Source organism: Mesorhizobium amorphae (assembly GCF_014843845.1).
GTDB lineage: Bacteria > Pseudomonadota > Alphaproteobacteria > Rhizobiales > Rhizobiaceae > Mesorhizobium > Mesorhizobium amorphae_A.
Genome location: NZ_JHQS01000017.1, coordinates 269,537 through 289,513, shown reverse-complemented (window position 1 = coordinate 289,513; position 19,977 = coordinate 269,537). Strand labels below are relative to the sequence as shown.

Below are 19,977 nucleotides of genomic sequence, written 5' to 3'. Positions count from 1 at the left end.
GAAAGCCTATACGACCGCCATCTGCTGCAGGCTGACCAGGCGTTGGATGCCTTTCTTGGCCAGGCCCATCAATGCCGCGAACTGGTCCTCGGAAAAGGGCTCCCCCTCGGCCGTGCCCTGGATCTCGACGATGCCGCCCTTGCCGGTCATGACGAAATTGGCGTCGGTGCCGGCGGAAGAATCCTCGATATAGTCGAGGTCGATGACCGGCTGGCCGTCATGGATGCCGCAGGAAATCGCCGCGACATGGTCCTTCAGCACCTTGGCGACGCTGGCCATCTGCCGCGCTTCCATCCAGCGCAGGCAGTCGTAAAGCGCCACCCAGCCGCCGGTGATCGAGGCGGTGCGGGTGCCGCCATCGGCCTGGATCACGTCGCAATCGACGGTGATCTGCTGCTCGCCCAGCGCCTGCAAATCGACCACGGCGCGCAAGGAACGGCCGATCAGCCGCTGGATTTCCAGCGTGCGGCCGCCTTGCTTGCCGGCGGAAGCCTCGCGGCGCATACGCTCGCCGGTGGAACGCGGCAGCATGCCGTATTCCGCCGTCACCCAGCCCTTGCCGGAATTGCGCATCCAGGCCGGCACCTTTTCCTCCAGGCTCGCCGTGCACAGGACGTGCGTGTCGCCGAACTTCACCAGGCACGAGCCTTCGGCATGTTTGGAGACGCCGCGCTCGAAGGAGATGGCGCGCATTTCGTCGGCTTGGCGTTTGGAGGGGCGCATTCAGGCCTCTTTCTTCTGGTTTCCGGAATCGTGGGCGGCTTGTAGACGCATGCGGCCCATGGCGCAAAGGAAAATGGACCGGGTTGCGCGGGCACGGCCTAAGTCTATATTTGAACCGGAGGTTTTTGGCCCGAATGACCAAGGCAGTCGATCCCGCGTCGCAGTCGCCGGTGCTCCAGTCACTGGATATGCGTTCGCGCGACATTTTTCGGCGCATCGTCGATTCCTATCTCAGGGATGGCGAGCCGGTTGGTTCGCGCAGCCTGTCACGCATCCTGCCGTCGTCGCTGTCGCCGGCCACCATCCGCAACGTGATGAGCGACCTCGAACATCTCGGCCTGATCTATGCGCCGCATATCTCGGCCGGCCGCTTGCCGACCCAGACCGGCCTGCGCTTCTTCGTCGACGCCTTCATGGAGCTTGGCGACCTTTCCGATGAGGAGCGCCGCATCATCGAGGCGCAGGTGCGCGCCTCCGGCTCGGGCGCGACGCTGGAGCATATGCTGACCGAGGCCAGCCAGATGCTGTCGGGCATGTCGCGCGGCGCCGGTCTGGTGCTCGCCGCCAAGAACGAGGTGGCGCTCAAGCACATCGAATTCATCCAGCTCGAGCCGACCAAGGCGCTGGCCGTGCTGGTGTCGCAGAACGGCGATGTCGAGAACCGCGTCGTCGATCTGCCCGCCGGCATCACCGTCTCGCAATTGCACGAGGCCTCGAACTTCCTCAACGCCCATATCCGTGGCCGCACGCTGGCCGAGGCGCGCATCGAGATCGCCCGCATCAAGGAAGAGACCAGGGCGGCCCTCGACACCCTGTCGCAGGACCTGGTCGAGAAGGGTCTGGCGGTGTGGGCCGGCGCCGACAGCGGCCTGCCGGCGCGCCTCATCGTGCGCGGCCGCGCCAATCTCTTGGAAAACGTCACCGCCCAGGCCGACATCGAGTTGCTGCGCCATCTGTTTGAGGACTTGGAGACGCAGGACGGGCTGGTCCAGTTGCTCGACCTTGCCGAGGAAGGACCGGGCGTGCGCATCTTCATCGGCTCGGAAAACAAGCTGTTTTCGCTGTCCGGCTCGTCGCTGGTCGTCGCGCCCTACCGCGACAAGGACGCCCGCGTCGTCGGTGCACTCGGCGTCATCGGCCCGACGCGCCTGAACTACGCCCGCATAGTGCCGATGGTCGACTATACGGCGCAGCTGATATCGCGCATGCTGCGCTAGGTGAATTGGTATTCAGGTGAGGCCGGCCTGCAAACGCGGGTCGAAACCACCATGTTGGTCGCTTCGCGCCCGTCTTCGACTGCGGTGCTGACCCGAATCTCAACACACCTTGGAAGAAACAGGCAGCCGAGGAGAAAAAGAATGGCGTTGGAATCGCTCAAAGCCCAGATCAGCCTGTTGCTCGAGGAAATGGTCAACCAACCCGAGGATCAGCACGAAGTACAGGAGCAGCTGCGCGAAAAGCTGAGGGAGTTGCGCGCCATGGGCCTGCCGCTGCCGGCCGATCTCGTTGAACTGGAAAAGCGTCTCGACGACGATTTCTACGCTGCCGGGACCTGAACCGGCGATCCTTCAAATCCCTGTGTGCCGAGGCCCTGCCCGGAACAAGCAGGCGGGTCTGCCCGTTTCGCCGGTCAAGGGGATCCGGAGACTACAATGATCCGATTGTTCGGTCCGGCGGTCGTTGTTGCGGCTCTGTTTGTCGCCACCACCAGCTTCGCGCAGCAGGCGGACCAGCCGGTGCTGACGGGGAAAGCCGCCTTCGGCGACTGGAAGGCCGACAGGCCGGGCGTGCGTCGACTGATCAGGCCCGATGATATGCAGGTCCCTTACCTCACCGAATCCGTCTCCAACGGCGCCGGCCTGGCCGACCGTCCCGAAGACGCCAGGCCAATTCTGCCGCCGGGCTTTTCGGTAGAGCTGATTGCCTCCGGCATCGACAGTCCGCGTGTCGTACGCGTCGCCCCGAACGGCGACCTCTTCGTCGCCGACAGCAGGGCAAACCAGATACGTGTCTACCGTCTCACCGAGGGCAGCGCCAAGCCTGCCGAGGAAACCACCTTCGCCAAAGGCCTCAACCGGCCCTACGGCATCGCCTTCTACCCGCCGGGCGACAAGCCGCAATGGGTCTATGTCGCCAACAGCAACAGCGTCGTGCGCTTTGCCTATCGCGACGGCGACCTGAAGGCCACCGGCGAGCCGGAGTCCATTGTCGCCGACATCCCCTCCAGCCACCACTGGACCCGCGACATCGTCTTCTCGCCCGACGGCAAGACGCTCTATCTGTCGGTCGGCTCCGGCTCCAATGTTGCCGAGGGTATCGGCAAGGAACCGGAGGGCGGGCTCGAGCCATGGGTGAAATCGCAGCCGCTGGGCGCGGTCTGGGGCTATGAGCAAGGCCGCGCCGATGTTCTCGCCTTCGATCCCGACGGCAAGAACCGACGCAGCTTCGCCGCCGGGCTGCGTAACTGTTCCGGCATGACCGTGCAGCCGGCCACCGGCGCCCTCTGGTGCGTCGTCAACGAGCGCGATGAACTCGGCGACAATGTCCCGTTCGAATATGCGACGACGGTCAAGGACGGCGGCTTCTACGGCTGGCCCTGGTATTATATCGGCAACAACGAGGATCCGCGTCACCAGGGCGAGCGTCCCGACCTCGCCGGCAAGGTGACCGTGCCTGACGTGCTGATGCAGGCGCATTCGGCGCCGCTCAACATCGCCTTCTATGCCGGCAACAGCTTCCCGGCCGAATATCAGGGCGATGCCTTCGTCGCCCTGCACGGCTCCTGGAACCGCGACATCAGGACGGGTTACAAGGTGGTGCGGCTGAAATTCAAGGACGGCAAGCCGACCGGCGAGTATGAGGATTTCATGACCGGCTTCGTCATCGCCGACGACGCGGTCTGGGGACGCCCGGTTGGCGTTGCGGTGGCTAGAGACGGTTCGCTGATCGTCACCGAAGACGGCAACGGCACCATCTGGCGCGTCACTTACAACGACGGCCCGACCTGAGGCGTTCGCCTTCTGGTGCAATCGAATCCGGTTCACAGCCTGGGCGCTTTCGTGCGAAAAGGCGCCTTCATTCAAGGCTGGACTTATGACCCTCACCGGATTCATCGCCTACAGCGCCGCCCTTGGCATCGCCGCCGCCATTCCCGGGCCTGGCGTCACCGCGCTTGTGGCGCGTGCGCTCGGTTCTGGTTTCCGCTCGTCGCTGGCAATGTCGTTCGGCCTGATGCTCGGCGACCTCATTTATCTCACCGCCGTCGTGCTCGGCCTTGCCTTCGTCGCCCAGACCTTCGGCATGGTCTTCCTGGCGATCAAATGGCTGGGCGTTGCCTATCTCGCCTTCCTTGGCTGGCGTTTCTGGACCAGCGGCATCACCCTGGAGACTGTCGAGGCGAAAAAGGGCAAGGGCGGATTGCTGGCGAGCTTCCTTGCCGGTCTCACCGTCACGATCGGCAACCCGAAGACAATGATCTTCTATCTCGCCATCACGCCGACCATCGTCGACCTGAAGACCATCACGCTGGTCGACTACGGTATTCTCGTCGCGCTCACCGTCGTCGTGCTCCTGGTGGTGCTGGTGCCCTATCTGGCGCTCGCCGCCAAGGCGCGCTGGTTCCTCAAGTCGCCAAGGGCGCTGAAGGCGTTGAACCGCACCGCCGCCGGCTTCATGGTCGGGGCCGCCGCAGCGATTGCCGCCCGCCAGTAAGCATTGATTCAGGTGATGCCGGCCTGCAAACGCTGACTTGCTGCGCTTCCGGTGCTCACGTACCCAAAAGTACGCTCCGCTCCGGTTCTCGCAAGCCAGCATTTTCGGCTCGGCCTGACCTGAATCTCAATACACCTTGGTGCACAATCAGCCTTCTCTCGGCCAATCCATTCCGCAAATCGGCCTATCCGGAAAATGCGTTTCCGGGACAAGGCAGTTTTCAGCAAGCGCCCCACTCGGATATTTTCAAGCTGCAGCCTATCTTGCGCGACCGAAAGCCCTATTCTGTCCGCCTATGTTAGTCCGACCATGTCAATTGCCTGACTTCTGGGAGCGAAACCAATGAACAAGCCCGTCTCTTCCACGCGCGTGCCCGGCCGCGGCCGCGTCTACAATTCGATCACCGAGACGATTGGCGACACGCCGCTGGTGCGGCTCGACAAATTCGCCAAGGAGAAGGGCGTTGTCGCCAATCTCCTGGCCAAGCTCGAATTCTTCAACCCGATCGCTTCGGTCAAGGACCGCATCGGCGTCGCCATGATCGAGGCTCTGGAGGCATCGGGCCGGATCGCCCCCGGCAGGACGACGCTGATCGAGCCGACCTCCGGCAACACCGGCATCGCGCTCGCCTTCGCCGCCGCCGCCAAGGGCTACAAGCTGATCCTGACCATGCCGGAGACCATGTCTGTAGAGCGCAGGAAAATGCTGGCGCTGCTCGGCGCCGAGTTGGTGCTGACCGAAGGCCCCAAGGGCATGAAGGGCGCCATCGCCAAGGCCGACGAGCTGGCCGCGACTCTGCCCGACGCCATCATTCCGCAGCAGTTCGAGAACCCGGCCAATCCGGAGATCCACCGCCGCACCACGGCCGAGGAAATCTGGAACGACACCCAGGGCGAGGTCGATATCTTCGTCGCCGGCATCGGCACCGGCGGCACCATCACCGGCGTCGGCCAGGTGCTGAAGCAGCGCAAGCCCTCGGTGCATGTCGTGGCGGTCGAGCCGGAAGCCTCGCCGGTACTGTCCGGCGGCCAGCCCGGCCCGCACAAGATCCAGGGCATCGGCGCCGGCTTCGCGCCAAAGATCCTCGATACCTCGATCTATGACGAGATCGTCAAGGTCTCGAACGAGGATTCGGTCGCCAATGCGCGCCTCGTCGCCCGCCTCGAAGGCGTGCCGGTCGGGATTTCATCCGGCGCGGCGCTTCAGGCGGCGATCGTCGTCGGCTCGCGTCCGGAGAACAAGGGCAAGAACCTTGTCGTGGTCATCCCCTCCTTCGCCGAGCGCTATCTGTCGACCATTTTGTTCGACGGGCTGGGGGCCTGATAAGTAGCGATCCTTCGCGCCTTCATAAACAGGGCCTGTATCGTCTCTTCGGCCTGGACCGCTGAAAAACTGGCCGTGGCGTCCGCCAACCGCTTGAGCGGCGCGCTGCTTCCGGTTCAAAATCGCCGTCGGCCAGATTCGGGCTGGCGGAGGGACCTCATGTACAAACTCTATACACGCCCCGGCAGCGGCGGTTTCGTTGCGGAGGCAGCACTTGCCTTGGCCGGCGCTCCGTTCGACCAGATCGACGTGCCGAAGAAGGACCCGCCCGATCCGGCCTTCCTCGACATCAGCCCTCTGAACCAGGTTCCGGTGCTGACCTTGCCGGACGGCAGCTCGATGACCGAATCGGCGGCGATCTGCATCCTGCTCGCCGAGCGCCACCCGGAGGCGGGCTTGGCGCCGGCCGCCGGTTCGCCCGCCCGCGCCGACTTCCTGCGCTGGATGGCTTTCATGTCGGCGGCGGTCTATCCGGCGGCGCTGCGGCTCTACTACGCCCATCGCTACACGGTCGACGCGGAGGGGGTGAAAGCAGTGAAGCAGGCAGCGGTCGCCGAGATGGATCGCGGCTTTGCTATCCTCGACAAGGCTCTTGCTGGCCGCGACTGGCTGGTTGGCGAGCGGCTTTCGGTGGCCGATATCTATCTCATCATGCTGGTGGCCTGGCACCCCGAGGTCGAGAAAGCTCGCGCCGCCTGGCCTGATATCGAGCGGCTGTGGGCCAGATTGCGCGATCATGAGTTGATGCGGAAGCTGAACGCTGCGCATGACATGTGGCCGGCCTGAGCCGCACTGAAGACTCGGTGCTTCGTCGCGTCGTTGCCGAGTTCCGCGCGCCGTTGCTGCAGGAAGCGACGCACGGCCGGGTCGCGTTCCAGGCCCATCGCCTGGTCGTAGGCCTCGACGGCTTGGCTGGTGTTGCCGAGCCTGGCCAGCAGGCCCGCACGCGCCGCCCAATAGGGCTGGTAGTCGGCAAGCCGCTTGTCGTCACCCAGCACGTATAGTGCTGCCAATCCCGCTGCGGCGCCCTCGGACTCGGCAATCGCCACGGCGCGGTTGATCGCCACCACTGGCGAGCCGGCAATCGCCAGCAGGGCGTCGTAGAGCTGGCGGATCGCCGCCCAGTCGGTGCGGCCGCTCCGCCGCCGCGCCGTATGCGCCGATTGCACGGCGGCCTCGAGCTGGTAGCGGCCGATCACCGCCTTGGCCGCGGCGCGCCCGAGCAGCGCTTCCGCCTCGTCGATCAGCAAGTCGTCCCACAGCGCGATGTCCTGTTCGGCAAGTGGCACGAAATCGCCTTCGGGGCTGCGCCGCGCCGCGCGGCGGGCCTCGGCGAACAGCATCAGCGAAAGCAGGCCCAGCGCTTCGGGTTCCTCCGGCATCAGCGAGGCCACCAGCCGGCCGAGCCAGATGCCTTCGGTGGCGAGGTTGCGCCGCTGCGTCTCGGTGCCGGCCGGATCGGACCAGCCTTCCGCGAAGGCCGCATAGATCGCTTCCAATACCGCGTCGAGCCGCTCGCCAAGCTCGGCCCGTTCAGGCACGCGAAAGGGAATGCCGGTCTCGCGGATGCGGCTCTTGGCGCGCACCAGGCGCTGGCTCATCGTTGCCGGCGAGACCAGAAATGCCGAGGCGATCGTCGCCGCATCGAAACCGAGGATGGTCTGCAGGATCAGCGGCGCGCGTACGCCGGGTTCGATCGCCGGATGGGCGCAGGCAAACATCAGCCGCAGACGCTCGTCGGGCAGCTCGTCGTCATTCATGTTCGCCTCCATTTCCTCGGCGACCAGCCTGAGATGGTCGCGGGGGCCGGGGCCCGCCTCGCCGGTCAGCCGCCGCCGGATCGCGTCGCCCCGGCGCCGCCGTGCCACCGCAAGCAGCCAGGCTTCCGGCCGGTCTGGCACGCCGGCCTTTGGCCAACGCTCCAGCGCCGCCGCGAAGGCATCGGCCAGCGCGTCCTCGGCGCCGGCGACATCGCGCGTGCGAGCGGCGAGCCACGCGACCAGCTTGCCGTAGCTCTGCCGGGCGGCCGCTTCCGCCGCCGCCCGCGCGATCTCCAGGCCATTTTCCATCACATGGTCTGTTCCCAGATCGGCCGCAGCTCGACCGTGCCGGCGCTGGCGGCGGGGCAGCGCGCCGCCCAGGCGATCGCGGCATCGGCGTCCTCGGCCTCGATCATGTAGAAGCCGGCGAGCTGCTCCTTGGTGTCGGCATAGGGACCGTCGAGCACGTTGGTCTTGCCGTTGGCCATCCGCACCGAAGTGGCGGCCTGGGTCGGCTTCAGCCGGTCGCCGGCGAGCCAGGCGCCGGACTTCTTCAACGCGTCGGTATAGGCGCCGTAGGCCGCGCTGATCTCGTAGGTCTTCTCGGTCGGTGCGGCCGCCATCGCGGCTTCGTTGACGTAGATCAAAAGCATGTATCGCATGGTCTTCTCCCGTTTTCTCGAAGGCCGCTTCGTTGCTGGCCGACCCTATGTCGCGTGGCCTCGGCCGATTTCGACAGGCGCTGCTAAAATCCTTTCGGCTTCGTCATGGCGTCGATCATTTCTCAGACAGGTACTCGGTCATTTCCCAGATCGGGCGCACCTCGACCGTGCCGGTGCTGGCTGCCGGACACCGTCCAGCCCATTCCTTGGCCGTGTCGAAGTCCGTCGCTTCGATCATGTAGAAGCCGGCAAGTTGCTCCTTGGTGTCGGCATAGGGGCCATCGAGCACGTTGGTCTTGCCGTCCGCCATCCGCACCGAGGCGCCCGCCTGGGTCGGGCGCAGCCGGTCGCCGGGCCAGCCATGCGCCTGATGCCTTCAACGCTTCGGTATAGGCGCCATAGGCCGCGAGGATCTGCTCGGTCCTCTCGCGCGGCGCATTCGCCGCCGCGGCTTCGTCATTGTAGATCAAAAGCATGTATCGCATGGTCTTCTCCCGCTTTTTTCGAACGGCCCGCTCCGTTGCGGGCCGACCCTATGTCGTGCGGTCTCGGCCGATTTCGACAGGTTCCGCAAAAATCTTTCGGCCTTGGTCGCATCCTGCGCAAGCCGGCGCCCACCGTGGCATCACTCAACCGTTCGTCCCAGACCATGATCCCAAAAAGTGGAAGCCGGTTTTTGGAAAAGATCATGGTCAAATAGAAGGCATGCAATTGCAGGTTGGCATTTGTCGCCTGCCGTCTAAACTCGCCCCGGTTTGTGCCGGGAGGCGGTACGACGACGACTATATCAGGGAGGATCGGATGTTCAGTTTTAGGACGAAACTTGTTGCTGTCGGCGCAATGGCGCTGTCGCTTGGCCTTGGCGCGGTGCCGGCCGGGGCGCAGGAATTCATCAACGTGCTGACCGGCGGCACCTCGGGCGTCTATTATCCGCTCGGCGTCGCGCTGTCGGAGATCTACGGCAAGGGTATCGAGGGCGCCCGCACCCAGGTGCAGGCGACGAAGGCCTCGGTCGAGAACCTCAATCTGCTGCAGCAGGGCAAGGGCGAGATCGCCTTCGCGCTCGGCGACTCCGTCAAGCTCGCCGCCGAGGGCAACACCGAAGCCGGTTTCCCGGGCAAGCTCGACAAGCTGCGCGGCATAGCCGCCATCTACCCCAACTACATCCAGATCGTCGCCAGCCAGGAGTCGGGCATCAAGACGCTCGCCGATTTGAAGGGCAAGAGCCTGTCGGTCGGCGCGCCGGCCTCCGGCACCGAGCTCAACGCCCGCGCCATCTTCGCCGCCGCCGGCCTGAAATATGAAGACCTTGGCCGCGTCGAATATTTGCCCTTTGCCGAATCGGTCGAGCTGATCAAGAACCGCCAGCTCGACGCCACGCTGCAATCGGCCGGCCTCGGCGTCGCCTCGATCCGCGACCTCGCCACCTCTGTCCCGATCAACGTCGTTGCCGTGCCGGCGGATGCCGTCGCCAAGATCGGCTCGCCCTATCTTTCGGTGGTTATCCCCAAGGGCACCTATGAAGGTCAGACCGAGGATGTCGCTACCGCCGCCGTCGGCAATTTCCTCGTCACCCGCGCCGACGTCTCGGACGAGACCGCCTATCAGATGACCAAGCTGATGTTCGAGCATCTCGACCAGCTTGCCGCCGCCCACGCCGCCGCCAAGGCGATCGACCCGGCCAAGGCGCTCGACGGCATGCCGGTGCCCCTGCATCCGGGTGCGGAGCGCTACTACAAGGAAAAGGGGTTGGTGAAGTAAGCGCCTTCCCTCCCCCTCGAGGGGAGGGTGGACAGCCGCCGAAGGCGGATGACGGGTGGGGTCGGTTCATGCCGCGCGCTGCCCGGACCGACCCACCCGCCTCGCTTCGTTCCGCACCCTCCCCTCAAGGGGGGAGGGATGCCACCAGGAACCCGCCAATGACCGAAACCCCGACCGTTCTTTCCCCTGCCGTCGAAGAACCCATCGAAGGCCTCCCGGCGGGCTTCGGCGAAGGCCTCGCCGGCAAGGCGGCCTTCCTCATCGCCGTCGCCTTTTCCGTCTTCCAGATCTATGTCGCCGCCTATGGCAACCTGCCCAGCCAGGTGGTGCGTGCCATGCATGTCGGCTTCCTGCTGTTGCTCGGCTTCGCCCTGATCGCCAATCTGCGCGCCAGCAGCCTGCCGGCGAAAGCTGTGTTCTGGGTTCTCGGCCTGCTCGGCTTCGGCACCGGCCTCTACAACTGGGTTTTCTATGCCGACTTGATCCGCCGTTCCGGCTTCCTCACCACGCCCGACTTGATCGTCGGTTCGCTGCTGGTGGTGCTGGTTTTCGAGGCCGCCAGGCGGCTGATGGGACTGCCGCTAGCCGTCATCGCCTTCGTCTTCCTCGCCTATTGCTTCGTCGGCAATCATTTGCCGCCGCCCTTCATCCACCGCGGCTATGATTTCGCCCAGCTGGTCGACACCTTCGCCTTCGGCACCGAAGGCATATACGGCACGCCGGTCTATGTTTCCGCCGCCTATATCTTCATCTTCGTCGTCTTTGCCGCCTTTCTTGAACGCGCCGGCATGATCGCGCTGTTCAACGATTTCGCGCTTGGCCTGGTCGGCTCCTGGCGCGGCGGCCCGGCGCAGGTCTGCGTGCTGTCCTCGGCGCTGATGGGCACCATCTCCGGCTCCGGCGTCGCCAATGTGGTGGCCAGCGGCCAGTTCACCATCCCGCTGATGAAGCGCTTCGGCTTCCGCTCGGCCTTCGCCGGCGCCGTCGAGGCGACCTCCTCCATGGGCGGCCAGATCATGCCGCCGGTGATGGGCGCCGTCGCCTTCATCATGGCCGAGACGCTGAATATCCCCTATGCCGCGGTGGTCAAGGCGGCGATCATCCCCGCCCTGCTCTATTTCGGCGCCTGCTTCTGGCAGGTGCATCTGGAGGCCGGCAAGGCGAACCTGCACGGCATGGCCAAGGCGGAGTTGCCCAATCCCTGGGACGCGGTTAGACAGCATTGGCCGCTGGTGCTGCCGCTCGCTGCGCTGGTCTATCTTCTGTTTGCCGGCTACACGCCAATCTTCGCCGGCACAATGGGCTTGGCGCTGACCATCGTGCTCATCCTCGGCACGCCTTTGGCTGCCTTGATCGGTCCACTGGCCTTCCGCATCGTTTTCTGGCTGGCGCTGGGGCTTGCCGCAGCGTCCTTCATGAAGTTCGGCGTCAATATCCTCAGCCTCGTCATCGCCGCGCTCATCGTCGCCTGCGTCACCTTCAAGGGCGGTCGTGAGACGCTTGCCATATGCGTCGACTCGCTTGCCGAAGGCGCCAAGAACGCACTGCCGGTCGGCATCGCCTGCGCCATCGTCGGCATCGTCATCGGCACGCTGACGCTGACCGGCATTGCCTCGACCTTCATCGGCTGGATCATCTCGATCGGCGAGAACAATCTGTTCCTGTCGCTGGTGCTGACCATGCTCACCTGCCTGGTGCTCGGCATGGGCATCCCGACCATCCCCAATTACATCATCACCTCGTCGCTGGCCGGACCGGCACTGTTGGAGCTCGGCGTGCCGCTGCTGGTCAGTCACATGTTCGTCTTCTACTTCGGCATCATGGCCGACCTTACCCCGCCGGTGGCGCTGGCCGCCTTTGCCGCCGCACCCATGGCCAAGGAAAGCGGCCTCAAGATCGGCGTCCAGGCGACCAAGCTAGCCATCGCCGGCTTCGTCGTGCCGTTCATGGCGGTCTACACTCCGGCGCTGATGCTGCAGGATGCCGGCCCGCTCGCCGCGCAGTTCGGCTATCCGGTCGAAGTCGCCTATGTCGTCGTCAAGGCCTGCATGGGCATTGTGCTCTGGGGTGCGGCCGCCGTCGGCTTCCTCGTCCGGCGCATGGTCTGGTGGGAACGCCTGGTCGCCTTTGCCGCCGGCGTGCTGCTGGTCGCCACACTTCCGCTCACAGACGAGGCCGGCTGGGCGCTCTCTCTGCTGTGGATCGGCTGGCATGTCTGGCGCGCGCGCCAGGCGCTCACCGCCGCATGAGCCTCTGCATCCTCGCGGCCGGCAAGACGGTCAAGCTCGCTGTCGCCGCCTTCACCCTGTCCTGGACGCACTCGGTGGAAAGGACGCGCTGGCAGGAAGACTGGACCGTGCTGCCATCCGGGCTGCAGGTCGTCGAAGCACGCGTCAAAGGGTCCGGCGCCGGCATGGAGCCGCCCGAGGGTTCGGTATTGCGGGACGGCTGGTGGACCTACACGCCCGGGATCGGGACGCAACCGCGCCTCGTGCTCGCCGCGTCTGGCGCGACTGGCGAAGGCTGGACGCTGTGCACGGATCAGGGCTGCCGCGAACTTGGCAAGGCGGCTGGTGACACGATCGTGCTGGAATCGTGCGCCAGACCATGATCCCGAACTTTTTTAACCGACAACCGGCCGGAGCCGTTTGACAGCAACCGATATCTGGCCGGCGCGCGACCCATCCGGCAATCGACGTCAAGGTCCGAATTGCCTCAGTGCTCGTCGCTTGCGAGCGCTTCCGTCTGGTGGCGGTGTCCGAGCGCTTCGTAGCCGACGACAGTTACGGCCGGTGCGAGCATTAGAATGATGAGGCAGATCGCCATGTCGACGCCGGCAAGCGCGGCGAAAACGGCGAGCGCGACGACCGCCGCGGTCGCGAGCAGCAGCCAGATGTGAAACGGATCGAAGCGCGGAACAAGGTAGTAGTAGAGCGCATAGATCAGCCCCAGGAAGATACCCACGGGAATAGCGGCGGTAAGCAGCGTCGCAAGCGGGCCAATGTGAGCCTTGTGCTCGATAAAATAGGCCGCGACGTGGAGCCCGGCGCCGGTCGCAACGATGGCAGTCACGACCAGCATCTGCCCATAACCCCACACGAATGCGCGATCGCGGTGGGCATGAAGGATCCGCGCCGAAGGCAGTATGTAATAGATCCACCACATGCCGAAGGTCAGCCCGGTGCCGGCGATGCAAACCAGAGCCGCATCCATGGTCCAGCCCTGCTCCTCGACCACGGCCGACAACGACGCGAGCGTACCGACGACACCCTCGCCCAGCGCGATGATGGCGAACAGGCTGTGGCGCTCGGCGATGTGATGGGCATGCCAGGGCGTGCCGCCATCCCTGCGTTCGGCGATCACCGGCCCCGCCAATTCGACCAATGCGAGGACGCAGGCGAGTATAAGGCTGACGCCGACCGAGAAATCGGCGAGGATCTGCACCACCCAACCGACCTGGGCCACCGAGATCGCTGTGGCGTAGGTCAGGCAGGCCCGGCGCCGATCAGGGTCCTGCCTGGCCGCGCGTAACCACTGGAACACCATGGCGACGCGCATGATGACGTAGCCAAGCACCATGACCGAATTGTCGAGATGTTCGCCATGCTCGATCGAGGCAAACATGCGCGGCAGGCCGATTGCCAGCACCAGCACACCGATCATTTGCACCATGGTGACAAGACGGAAAATCCAGTCGTCGGTGTCGTAGGCCGAGGAGAACCATGAGAAATTGACCCAGGCCCAGCAGATGGCGAAGCTTGCGAAGCCGAAACCCAGCAGGGCCGCCGCATAGTGGCCCTCAGCCAGCGCATGCGCGAGCTGGGATGAGGCAAGGCCGAAAGCTGTTACGAAAGTAAGGTCGAACAGAAGTTCGAGCGGGGTTGCGACGCGATGCTCCTCATGCGGATGGCGTCCAGCCATGCGCCTGACATGATGGTGGAGCGTCTCGGAACTGACGGGCTTTGTATTCATCGCGCGCTCTTCGTTGGGCCTCGTCGACCGACACTAGAGACAAGGCAGAAAGCGTCAAGGCGCGCAGCCGGCCGCACGCTACCAAGCCCAGCGGGTTTGTAGGTCCGTGCCGTCTAAACGGTCTGGCCAGGCAATCGGCTCACTGCCGTCTCGGCCATGGCGTCAGCCAGGCTCAAGCCCCATTGCTGGCGGCAATAGTCGCGAAAATCGAAGCAGGGCAGGCCGGGACAGACCTCGAACTCGATGAGATGGACGCGGTCGTCAGCCTCGATCCTGAAATCGATGGAAAACACATCGCGCAGGCCAAGCCCGACGATCAGCCTCTCGGCGATGCGGCGGATTTTTGCGTTGGCTCCCGGCTGGCTGGCTCCAACCGGGACAAGCGCCGGTTCGACGTAGCGTCCTGCCGCCTTCGCCGCTTCGCCGGTCTCGCCATAGAGCGCCAGACTGTCTTCCATGGTCTGGAAATCGCCACCTGAATCGACAAAGGCGATGCCGAGCGCCTCGACGCCGGTTCCCGGCTTCAGCCCAAGGAAACTGGCGCGCGCATTGCGGCCGGAGACATAGGGCTGGACGACGACATCGTCGCGATAGGCGGCGAAAACACGCCGGCTGAGTTCAAGCGCGTGACCGAGATTATCGCAGCGGGACTCCGGCCAGATGCCGATCTTGGCGCCGAGACGGTTCGGCTTGACGAACCAGCCGGTCGCCGAGGCCGGCGGCTCGACCAGCCAGCTTCCGTCGCGCGCCAGGCCGGCCTGCGGCACCGGCAGGCCGAGCGCGGCGAGCACGGCGCCTGAGCGGAACTTGTCCTGGCAAAGCGCGAACAGCGCGTCGTCGGCGCCGATCGTTTTCAGGCCGTTCAGCCGCGCCTGCGCGGGGGCCGCGCCACCGCGGAAATAGGCAATGCCGTCGGTCAGCGTCCATACCAGCGTGGTGCCCGGATCGGCTCCGGCGAGCACGCCTGCCGCATCGTCGAGCGCCACCGGCGCGAAGGCGAGGCCGCGTTTGTCGCAGGCTGCGGCAAGCGCATCGAATTCGCGAGCGAGATCGGTCGACTGCGCCAGATAGGACGAAATCTCGGCGGCGCGTTCCGGCGCATGGCAATCGGCGACGAGCCGGTCGTAGCAGGCCTTTTCCGGCTCGTGGACGAGGATCAGTTTCGGTTGGCGGCTCGACATAGATCAATTCCCGGCAATGCGCCCACCATCGCATGGCGTCTGCCAACGGCTTTCGCGAAACCGACTGCTCCGGACGGTTGCGTGACAGCGTCTTCCGATCAGGAGAGTCAGACGATCAGCACGCGCGGCTCGAAGCGGCCGTTGACGGGAATATCGATGAGAAAGGTCATGCCGGCCTGTGGGTCGAGCTTGCGCTGCTTGTCGTCCTTGCCCTTCCACGCCGAGGTCACCGCCAGCCTGTCGGCCTTCGCGCCGACAAAGGCGGGGCAAGAGGGCTGCGTCACCGGCATCGAAACCTCGCGCAGCAGCGTGCTGTCGGGCGCATAGGCCTTGACCGCCTTGCCGCCCCAGACGGCGTTCCACAGCACGCCGTCGCGGTCGACGACGGAGCCGTCGACATAGCCCTTGGCCGCGCGATGATCGACGAAGACCTTCGGCTCGCCGGCGGGCAGACCGGTCGCCGGGTCACAGGCGACGCGCATCAGCAGCCCGGTGCTGGTGTCGGTGTAATAGGCGACCGTTCCGTCCTCGGAAAAGCAGATCGAGTTCGACACGGTGATGTCGGAATACAGCCGGCGCAGCTCGCCCTTGAAGAACCAGTAGATCGAGCCTGCGCCTTTTTCTTCGCCCTTGCCCATCGTGCCGACCCAGAAGGCACCGCAGGGATGGACGCGCGAATCGTTGGAGCGCGTGAGCGGATTGTCGGCCTCGATCGGCGTGTGCAGCGTCAACCTGCCGGTCGCGACATCGCGGACATGCAGGCCGGTTTCGGTGGCGATCAGCTGCCGCTGGTCGTCGATGATGGCGATGGCGCTGGCCATCAGGCCAAGCTCATGGGTCTTCAGCGCGCCGGAGGCAACGCCCTTCTCCAACAGCAGGCCATTGACGATGTCGAACCAGAACAGAGCATCGGTGGCGCGATCATAGCTCGGTCCCTCGCCGAGCTGGCAGATGTGGTCGCAAAAGACCGAAACAGTGTCCATCATGCGCCCCCGAAAGCCATGTCCCAGGCCACCGCCGCGGCTCGGGCGCGGGCCGCCACCTCGTCGACACGCATGCCTGGTTTGAACAGGCTGGAGCCGAGGCCGAAGACGGTGACGCCAACCGCTTTATAGCCGGCGAAATCTTTTTCCGAGACGCCGCCGACGGCACCGATCAGCGTGTCTCCCGGCAGCACCGCACGCACGGCCGAGATGCCGCCTGCACCGAGCACGCTGGCCGGAAAGAATTTGAGAGCCGAGGCGCCGAGCCGGATGGCCTGGAACGCTTCGGTCGGCGTGAAGACGCCAGGCATCGTCACCATGCCGTGGTCCATGGCGCGGCGCATCACGTCCGCGTCGATGTTGGGGCTGACCAGCAGCCTGCCGCCGGCCTTGTGCAGGCCGTCGACATCGGCCGGTGTCAGCACCGTGCCGGCGCCGACCAGCGCGGTCGCCGGAAGCGCCCCGGCGATGCCGGCGATCGACGAAAACGGGTCCGGCGAATTGAGCGGTACCTCGATCGCCTCGATGCCGGCCTCGAAGACCGCCGTGCCGATGGCCACCGCCTCTTCGGGCTTCAGCCCGCGCAGGATGGCGACCAGGCCGCGCTTGAGCTTCGGGAACGGTGCGGTCCGGGTCACGTTGCAACTCCACTTCTGGCGATCATGCCGTTTTCGCGCGCGGCCTCGATCAGGCCGGCCCGCACCGCCTCGTCGGCGTCGACGGCTCTTACGTCGAGTCCGGCAAGGCCGAGTGCTGCTCCATAGAGCGTGGCAAGCGCGCCGGAGGCGACCAGCACGATGGGTGCTGCACCGGCGCCATAGCGGCGTTTCGCCGAGGCGATCTCGCCGCCGATCAGCAGGCCGGACAGGCAGGCAGCGGCATCGTCGGGCTTCAGATCCTGCAGCAGCCCGGCGGCGCGGATCGAAAACAGTTTTGAGATGACGTCGCCGCCTTCGGCAAGCGCCCTTCGGCACCACTCCTGGAAGAACGGATTGTCCGGCGCGACGGGCTTCGGCTGCTCGCCCAGCGAATGGCGCAGGATCGAGTGCCCCGCCAGCACCGAGAACAGCTCGCCGGTCGGCCAGGTGCCGAAGCCGGCAACCGCGCTGTCCTCGACCAGGACCCATTTCGAATGCGTGCCCGGCATGCAGACGAGATGGCGACCCTTTGCCGGCAAACCGGAACCGGCAAGCTGGGTTTCCTCGCCGCGCATGACGTCGGGCGCATCGGCGAGACGCTGGGCGAGGCCGGGCACGATACGGATATCCCGCTGCTGGCCGGGAATACGGGCGGCGCCTGCAAGGATGGCGCCGATCGGCGCCGGCACGGTGACATAGGGCGCCTCGAGCCAGCCCTGGCGGGAGCCGGCCATGCCGCAAATGATGACTGGCAGCGCCGCGGGTGCGCCGAGAGCCGCCAGATGGCCTTCGAGGATGGGGGAAAAACCTTTCTGCTGCGCGGTGATCAGCCCGTCGTCGCCACGACGCTCGGCAAGAACCTTGCCGGCTTCATCGATCAGCCAGACCCGCATGCGGGTCGTGCCCCAGTCGACGGCCGCGACCGCCGGTAGCGCGCTCACAGGAAGCCTCCATCGACGATCAGCATCTGCGCGGTCAGCATGCGCGAGGCGTCGGACGCCAGGAACAGCACCGTGCCGACGATGTCGTCGGGCTGCATGGCCTCCTTGATGCACTGCTTGGCGACATGGGCGGCGAGCCCCTGCTCGGTGACCCAGAGTTCCTTCTGCCGTTCGGTGATCACCCAGCCGGGCGCAAGCGCGTTGACGCGGATGCGGTCGGCACCGAGCTTGCCGGCGAGCCCCTTGGTGAGGCCAAGGATACCGGCCTTGGCGGCCGTATAGGCCGGCATGTCCGGGTGGTTGATCAGATAGGACGTTGAGGTGAAATTGATGATCGAGCCGCCGCCGGCTCGCTTCATGCCCGGCGCCACCGCCTGCGCGGTGAAGAAATGCGGACGCAAATTGACCGCGTGGTTGTTGTCCCAGAACTCAACGGTGACGTCCTCAACGGCATGGCGGTCGTCGAGCGCGGCGTTGTTGATCAGCACGGTGACATCGCCATGCGCCGCGGCCGCCTTGGCGACCGAGACCCGCAGCGCCTCGACATCGCGCAGGTCGGTCTTGAGGTAAAGCGGCCGTCGGCCAAGCTCGTTTTCGATGCGATCGGCAAGTGCTGTGCTCGGGCCATCGGCGATATCGATGAAGGCGACCTTCGCGCCCTGCCGCGAGAAGCCTTCGGTCAGCGCGGCACCGATGCCGGAGCCGCCGCCGGTGATCAGCACCGAGGCGTCTTCAAGGTCGGCGAAACGCGCCGATGGCATCATGTTTTTTCTCTCCGTTATGGACGGCGCGCATCCTAGCCAGCGATCTCCGGCGAGCAAGGGCGAAAAAACAGATTCCTGCGCTTATGTCTGACAAAATGGCGGGAGTGCCCTCACCGGGGCCGCCGGATAGGCGAAGCGTTGGCGGCAAACGCCCTCAGATCGCCTTGGCGCGCAAGGCACCGCGATAGGAATCGCGCAGATAGCCGAGTGTGGCGTCGGCATCGACCGGCCTGCCGAACAGATAGCCCTGCCCGCCGGCGCAGCCGAACTGGACGAGGCGGTCGGCCTGCGCCTCTTCCTCGATGCCCTCGGCGACCACGTCCATGCCGAGCCCCTCGCACATGGCGAGAATGGCGCGGATGATGTGTTCCGACGGCCGGTCGTCGAGGATGGAGGAGACGAAGGCGCGGTCGATCTTGAGCTTGTCGAAATGGAACTCGCGCAGGCGTCCGAGCGAGGACTGGCCGGTGCCGAAATCGTCGAGCGAAACGCGGATGCCGACGCGGCGCAGATCCTCGACGATCTTCTCGGCCGAGGCCGGATCGTTCATCAGGCCGGTTTCGGTAATCTCGATCTCCAGCCGGCGCGGATCGAACCCGGTGCGGTCGAGGATTGCCAATATGTGCAGGCCGGTGTTCTGGTCGACAAGCTGCGACGGCGACAGGTTGAAGGACAGGAACAGATCGCTCGGCCAGCTGCGGGCGGCCTCGGTGGCCTTGCGCAGCACCAGCTGCGACAGCGGGCCGATGATGCCGCGTTCCTCGGCGATCGGGATAAAGACGCTCGGCGGCACCATGCCGAGGTCGCGATCGGTCCAGCGCGCCAGTGTCTCGAAGCCGATGGTGCGGCGAGTGGTGAGATCGACGATGGGCTGGAAATGCGGCTCCACCTCGCCGGCCGAAACGGCACGGCGCAGCGCCTGCTCGATACGGGTGACGCGCTTGGCGGCTTCCTCCATCTCGCGGGTGTAGACGACGACCCGGCCGCGGCCCGAGCGCTTGGCATGGTAGAGCGCGGTTTCGGCCTTGTTGACGAGGATCTCGGTGGTCTCGTCGCCGGAGTAGAACAGCGAGCAGCCGACCGAGGCCGAAAGCCTGGCCGTGCGTTCGCCGACATCATACGGCGCCGAAAGGATCTCGATCAGCATGCGCGACTTTTCCGCCGCTGCCTCTTCGCTGAACACCATCGGATAGAGGTAGGCGAACTCGTCGGCGCCGATGCGGCAGACCGTGGAATAGCTGTCCATCGACGCGCGCAGCCGCATCGCCACCTGGATCAGGATGTCGTCGCCAGCCTTGTGGCCGAACAAATCGTTGATCGGCTTGAAGCCGTCGAGGTCGAGGATGCCGACGGTGAAGGGCGCCGGGTCCTCGGACCGATCGCTGATCAGGCGGTCGACCTTGTCGAAGAAGCGGCGATGATTGCCAAGCCCGGTCAACGCATCCGTGAAGGCCAGATCCGTGTTTTCCTTGGCTGCCTGCCCGGTGCCAAACGTCGTTTGCATCGGTGTTCCTGTTTGCACCTCTGAATTTATGCGCAGACTGGCAGCAAACCGTTT

At 65.3% G+C, this 19,977-nt stretch carries 19 protein-coding genes and 1 pseudogene; 9 read left to right on the top strand and 11 right to left on the bottom strand.

Features of this window, described 5'->3' with window-relative positions; all coding sequences use genetic code 11:
* Positions 1-6 precede the first annotated feature (6 nt).
* A complete protein-coding gene (rph, locus tag DH08_RS11660; protein WP_192179438.1) occupies positions 7-723 on the bottom strand; it encodes a ribonuclease PH in 717 nt (238 codons plus the stop codon).
* Between the two features lie 134 nt (positions 724-857).
* Here rph and hrcA point away from each other — a divergent pair, with 134 nt between their 5' ends.
* The 6 genes from hrcA to DH08_RS11630 all read left to right on the top strand — a co-directional run bounded on the left by hrcA (position 858) and on the right by DH08_RS11630 (position 6,543).
* Entirely contained in the window at positions 858-1,940 is a 1,083-nt protein-coding gene (gene hrcA, locus DH08_RS11655) for a heat-inducible transcriptional repressor HrcA (protein ID WP_006205366.1), read from the top strand.
* A gap of 141 nt (positions 1,941-2,081) precedes the next feature.
* The gene (locus tag DH08_RS11650; RefSeq protein ID WP_192179437.1) at positions 2,082-2,279 is read left to right on the top strand and encodes a hypothetical protein; all 198 of its coding nucleotides are present in this window, start codon (positions 2,082-2,084) and stop codon (positions 2,277-2,279) included.
* A gap of 96 nt (positions 2,280-2,375) precedes the next feature.
* A complete protein-coding gene (locus tag DH08_RS11645) occupies positions 2,376-3,731 on the top strand; it encodes a PQQ-dependent sugar dehydrogenase (protein WP_192179436.1) in 1,356 nt (451 codons plus the stop codon).
* Between the two features lie 85 nt (positions 3,732-3,816).
* Positions 3,817-4,434, top strand: a complete 618-nt coding sequence (locus DH08_RS11640; protein WP_192179435.1) for a LysE family translocator — start codon at positions 3,817-3,819, stop codon at positions 4,432-4,434.
* A 342-nt stretch (positions 4,435-4,776) separates the two neighbouring features.
* The gene (cysK, locus tag DH08_RS11635) at positions 4,777-5,757 is read left to right on the top strand and encodes a cysteine synthase A (protein ID WP_006205370.1); all 981 of its coding nucleotides are present in this window, start codon (positions 4,777-4,779) and stop codon (positions 5,755-5,757) included.
* 159 nt (positions 5,758-5,916) lie between these two features.
* Complete coding sequence (locus tag DH08_RS11630; RefSeq protein ID WP_192179434.1) at positions 5,917-6,543, top strand: glutathione S-transferase family protein; 627 nt, start codon at positions 5,917-5,919, stop codon at positions 6,541-6,543.
* Here the strand turns inward: DH08_RS11630 and DH08_RS11625 are convergent.
* The 3 genes and pseudogenes from DH08_RS11625 to DH08_RS11615 form a co-directional block, all read right to left on the bottom strand.
* A complete protein-coding gene (locus tag DH08_RS11625) occupies positions 6,492-7,826 on the bottom strand; it encodes an RNA polymerase sigma factor (protein WP_246800780.1) in 1,335 nt (444 codons plus the stop codon). The two genes, DH08_RS11630 and DH08_RS11625, sit on opposite strands and share 52 nt — an antisense overlap.
* The gene (locus DH08_RS11620) at positions 7,826-8,179 is read right to left on the bottom strand and encodes a YciI family protein (protein WP_192179433.1); all 354 of its coding nucleotides are present in this window, start codon (positions 8,177-8,179) and stop codon (positions 7,826-7,828) included. Before DH08_RS11620 ends, DH08_RS11625 begins: the two co-directional genes overlap by 1 nt.
* 115 nt (positions 8,180-8,294) lie before the next feature.
* Positions 8,295-8,664: pseudogene (locus DH08_RS11615) on the bottom strand (YciI family protein).
* 316 nt (positions 8,665-8,980) lie between these two features.
* Between DH08_RS11615 and DH08_RS11610 the strand changes: the two are divergent.
* The 3 genes from DH08_RS11610 to DH08_RS11600 all read left to right on the top strand — a co-directional run bounded on the left by DH08_RS11610 (position 8,981) and on the right by DH08_RS11600 (position 12,551).
* Complete coding sequence (locus tag DH08_RS11610; protein ID WP_192179432.1) at positions 8,981-9,940, top strand: TAXI family TRAP transporter solute-binding subunit; 960 nt, start codon at positions 8,981-8,983, stop codon at positions 9,938-9,940.
* A gap of 158 nt (positions 9,941-10,098) precedes the next feature.
* Positions 10,099-12,189 carry a TRAP transporter permease gene (locus tag DH08_RS11605; protein WP_192179431.1) on the top strand — a complete coding sequence of 697 codons (2,091 nt, stop codon included), beginning with the start codon at positions 10,099-10,101 and terminating at the stop codon, positions 12,187-12,189.
* On the top strand, positions 12,186-12,551 hold the full coding sequence (locus DH08_RS11600) for a DUF1850 domain-containing protein (protein WP_192179430.1): 366 nt from the start codon (positions 12,186-12,188) through the stop codon (positions 12,549-12,551). The genes DH08_RS11605 and DH08_RS11600 overlap by 4 nt, the downstream gene beginning before the upstream one ends.
* Before the next feature lie 104 nt (positions 12,552-12,655).
* On the opposite strand, the gene DH08_RS11595 is transcribed toward DH08_RS11600, so the two are convergent.
* From DH08_RS11595 to DH08_RS11565, 7 genes are all read right to left on the bottom strand, one after another.
* On the bottom strand, positions 12,656-13,912 hold the full coding sequence (locus DH08_RS11595; protein ID WP_192179429.1) for a low temperature requirement protein A: 1,257 nt from the start codon (positions 13,910-13,912) through the stop codon (positions 12,656-12,658).
* 113 nt (positions 13,913-14,025) lie between these two features.
* On the bottom strand, positions 14,026-15,093 hold the full coding sequence (locus tag DH08_RS11590) for a D-alanine--D-alanine ligase family protein (RefSeq protein ID WP_192179428.1): 1,068 nt from the start codon (positions 15,091-15,093) through the stop codon (positions 14,026-14,028).
* Positions 15,094-15,200: 107 nt separating this feature from the next.
* The gene (locus DH08_RS11585) at positions 15,201-16,076 is read right to left on the bottom strand and encodes an SMP-30/gluconolactonase/LRE family protein (protein WP_428338295.1); all 876 of its coding nucleotides are present in this window, start codon (positions 16,074-16,076) and stop codon (positions 15,201-15,203) included.
* Complete coding sequence (locus tag DH08_RS11580) at positions 16,076-16,714, bottom strand: 2-dehydro-3-deoxy-6-phosphogalactonate aldolase (RefSeq protein WP_192179426.1); 639 nt, start codon at positions 16,712-16,714, stop codon at positions 16,076-16,078. The genes DH08_RS11585 and DH08_RS11580 overlap by 1 nt, the downstream gene beginning before the upstream one ends.
* Positions 16,711-17,655 (bottom strand): 2-dehydro-3-deoxygalactonokinase, encoded by a 945-nt coding sequence (locus DH08_RS11575; RefSeq protein WP_192179425.1) that lies wholly within the window; start codon positions 17,653-17,655, stop codon positions 16,711-16,713. Before DH08_RS11575 ends, DH08_RS11580 begins: the two co-directional genes overlap by 4 nt.
* On the bottom strand, positions 17,652-18,419 hold the full coding sequence (locus DH08_RS11570; protein ID WP_192179424.1) for an SDR family NAD(P)-dependent oxidoreductase: 768 nt from the start codon (positions 18,417-18,419) through the stop codon (positions 17,652-17,654). The genes DH08_RS11575 and DH08_RS11570 overlap by 4 nt, the downstream gene beginning before the upstream one ends.
* Positions 18,420-18,573: 154 nt before the next feature.
* Positions 18,574-19,923, bottom strand: a complete 1,350-nt coding sequence (locus DH08_RS11565; protein ID WP_192179423.1) for a putative bifunctional diguanylate cyclase/phosphodiesterase — start codon at positions 19,921-19,923, stop codon at positions 18,574-18,576.
* Positions 19,924-19,977 lie beyond the last annotated feature (54 nt).

What these genes read in the sequence shown, in the direction of transcription:
- DH08_RS11605 (WP_192179431.1), top strand. Translation starts at nt 10,099, where the DNA reads ATGACCGAAACCCCGACCGTTCTTTCCCCTGCCGTCGAAGAACCCATC.
- DH08_RS11590 (WP_192179428.1), bottom strand. Translation starts at nt 15,093, where the DNA reads ATGTCGAGCCGCCAACCGAAACTGATCCTCGTCCACGAGCCGGAAAAG.
- DH08_RS11620 (WP_192179433.1), bottom strand. Translation starts at nt 8,179, where the DNA reads ATGCGATACATGCTTTTGATCTACGTCAACGAAGCCGCGATGGCGGCC.
- DH08_RS11600 (WP_192179430.1), top strand. Translation starts at nt 12,186, where the DNA reads ATGAGCCTCTGCATCCTCGCGGCCGGCAAGACGGTCAAGCTCGCTGTC.
- DH08_RS11610 (WP_192179432.1), top strand. Translation starts at nt 8,981, where the DNA reads ATGTTCAGTTTTAGGACGAAACTTGTTGCTGTCGGCGCAATGGCGCTG.
- DH08_RS11570 (WP_192179424.1), bottom strand. Translation starts at nt 18,419, where the DNA reads ATGATGCCATCGGCGCGTTTCGCCGACCTTGAAGACGCCTCGGTGCTG.
- DH08_RS11640 (WP_192179435.1), top strand. Translation starts at nt 3,817, where the DNA reads ATGACCCTCACCGGATTCATCGCCTACAGCGCCGCCCTTGGCATCGCC.
- DH08_RS11565 (WP_192179423.1), bottom strand. Translation starts at nt 19,923, where the DNA reads ATGCAAACGACGTTTGGCACCGGGCAGGCAGCCAAGGAAAACACGGAT.
- DH08_RS11645 (WP_192179436.1), top strand. Translation starts at nt 2,376, where the DNA reads ATGATCCGATTGTTCGGTCCGGCGGTCGTTGTTGCGGCTCTGTTTGTC.
- rph (WP_192179438.1), bottom strand. Translation starts at nt 723, where the DNA reads ATGCGCCCCTCCAAACGCCAAGCCGACGAAATGCGCGCCATCTCCTTC.
- DH08_RS11630 (WP_192179434.1), top strand. Translation starts at nt 5,917, where the DNA reads ATGTACAAACTCTATACACGCCCCGGCAGCGGCGGTTTCGTTGCGGAG.
- hrcA (WP_006205366.1), top strand. Translation starts at nt 858, where the DNA reads ATGACCAAGGCAGTCGATCCCGCGTCGCAGTCGCCGGTGCTCCAGTCA.
- DH08_RS11595 (WP_192179429.1), bottom strand. Translation starts at nt 13,912, where the DNA reads ATGAATACAAAGCCCGTCAGTTCCGAGACGCTCCACCATCATGTCAGG.
- DH08_RS11585 (WP_428338295.1), bottom strand. Translation starts at nt 16,076, where the DNA reads ATGGACACTGTTTCGGTCTTTTGCGACCACATCTGCCAGCTCGGCGAG.
- DH08_RS11625 (WP_246800780.1), bottom strand. Translation starts at nt 7,826, where the DNA reads ATGGAAAATGGCCTGGAGATCGCGCGGGCGGCGGCGGAAGCGGCCGCC.
- cysK (WP_006205370.1), top strand. Translation starts at nt 4,777, where the DNA reads ATGAACAAGCCCGTCTCTTCCACGCGCGTGCCCGGCCGCGGCCGCGTC.
- DH08_RS11650 (WP_192179437.1), top strand. Translation starts at nt 2,082, where the DNA reads ATGGCGTTGGAATCGCTCAAAGCCCAGATCAGCCTGTTGCTCGAGGAA.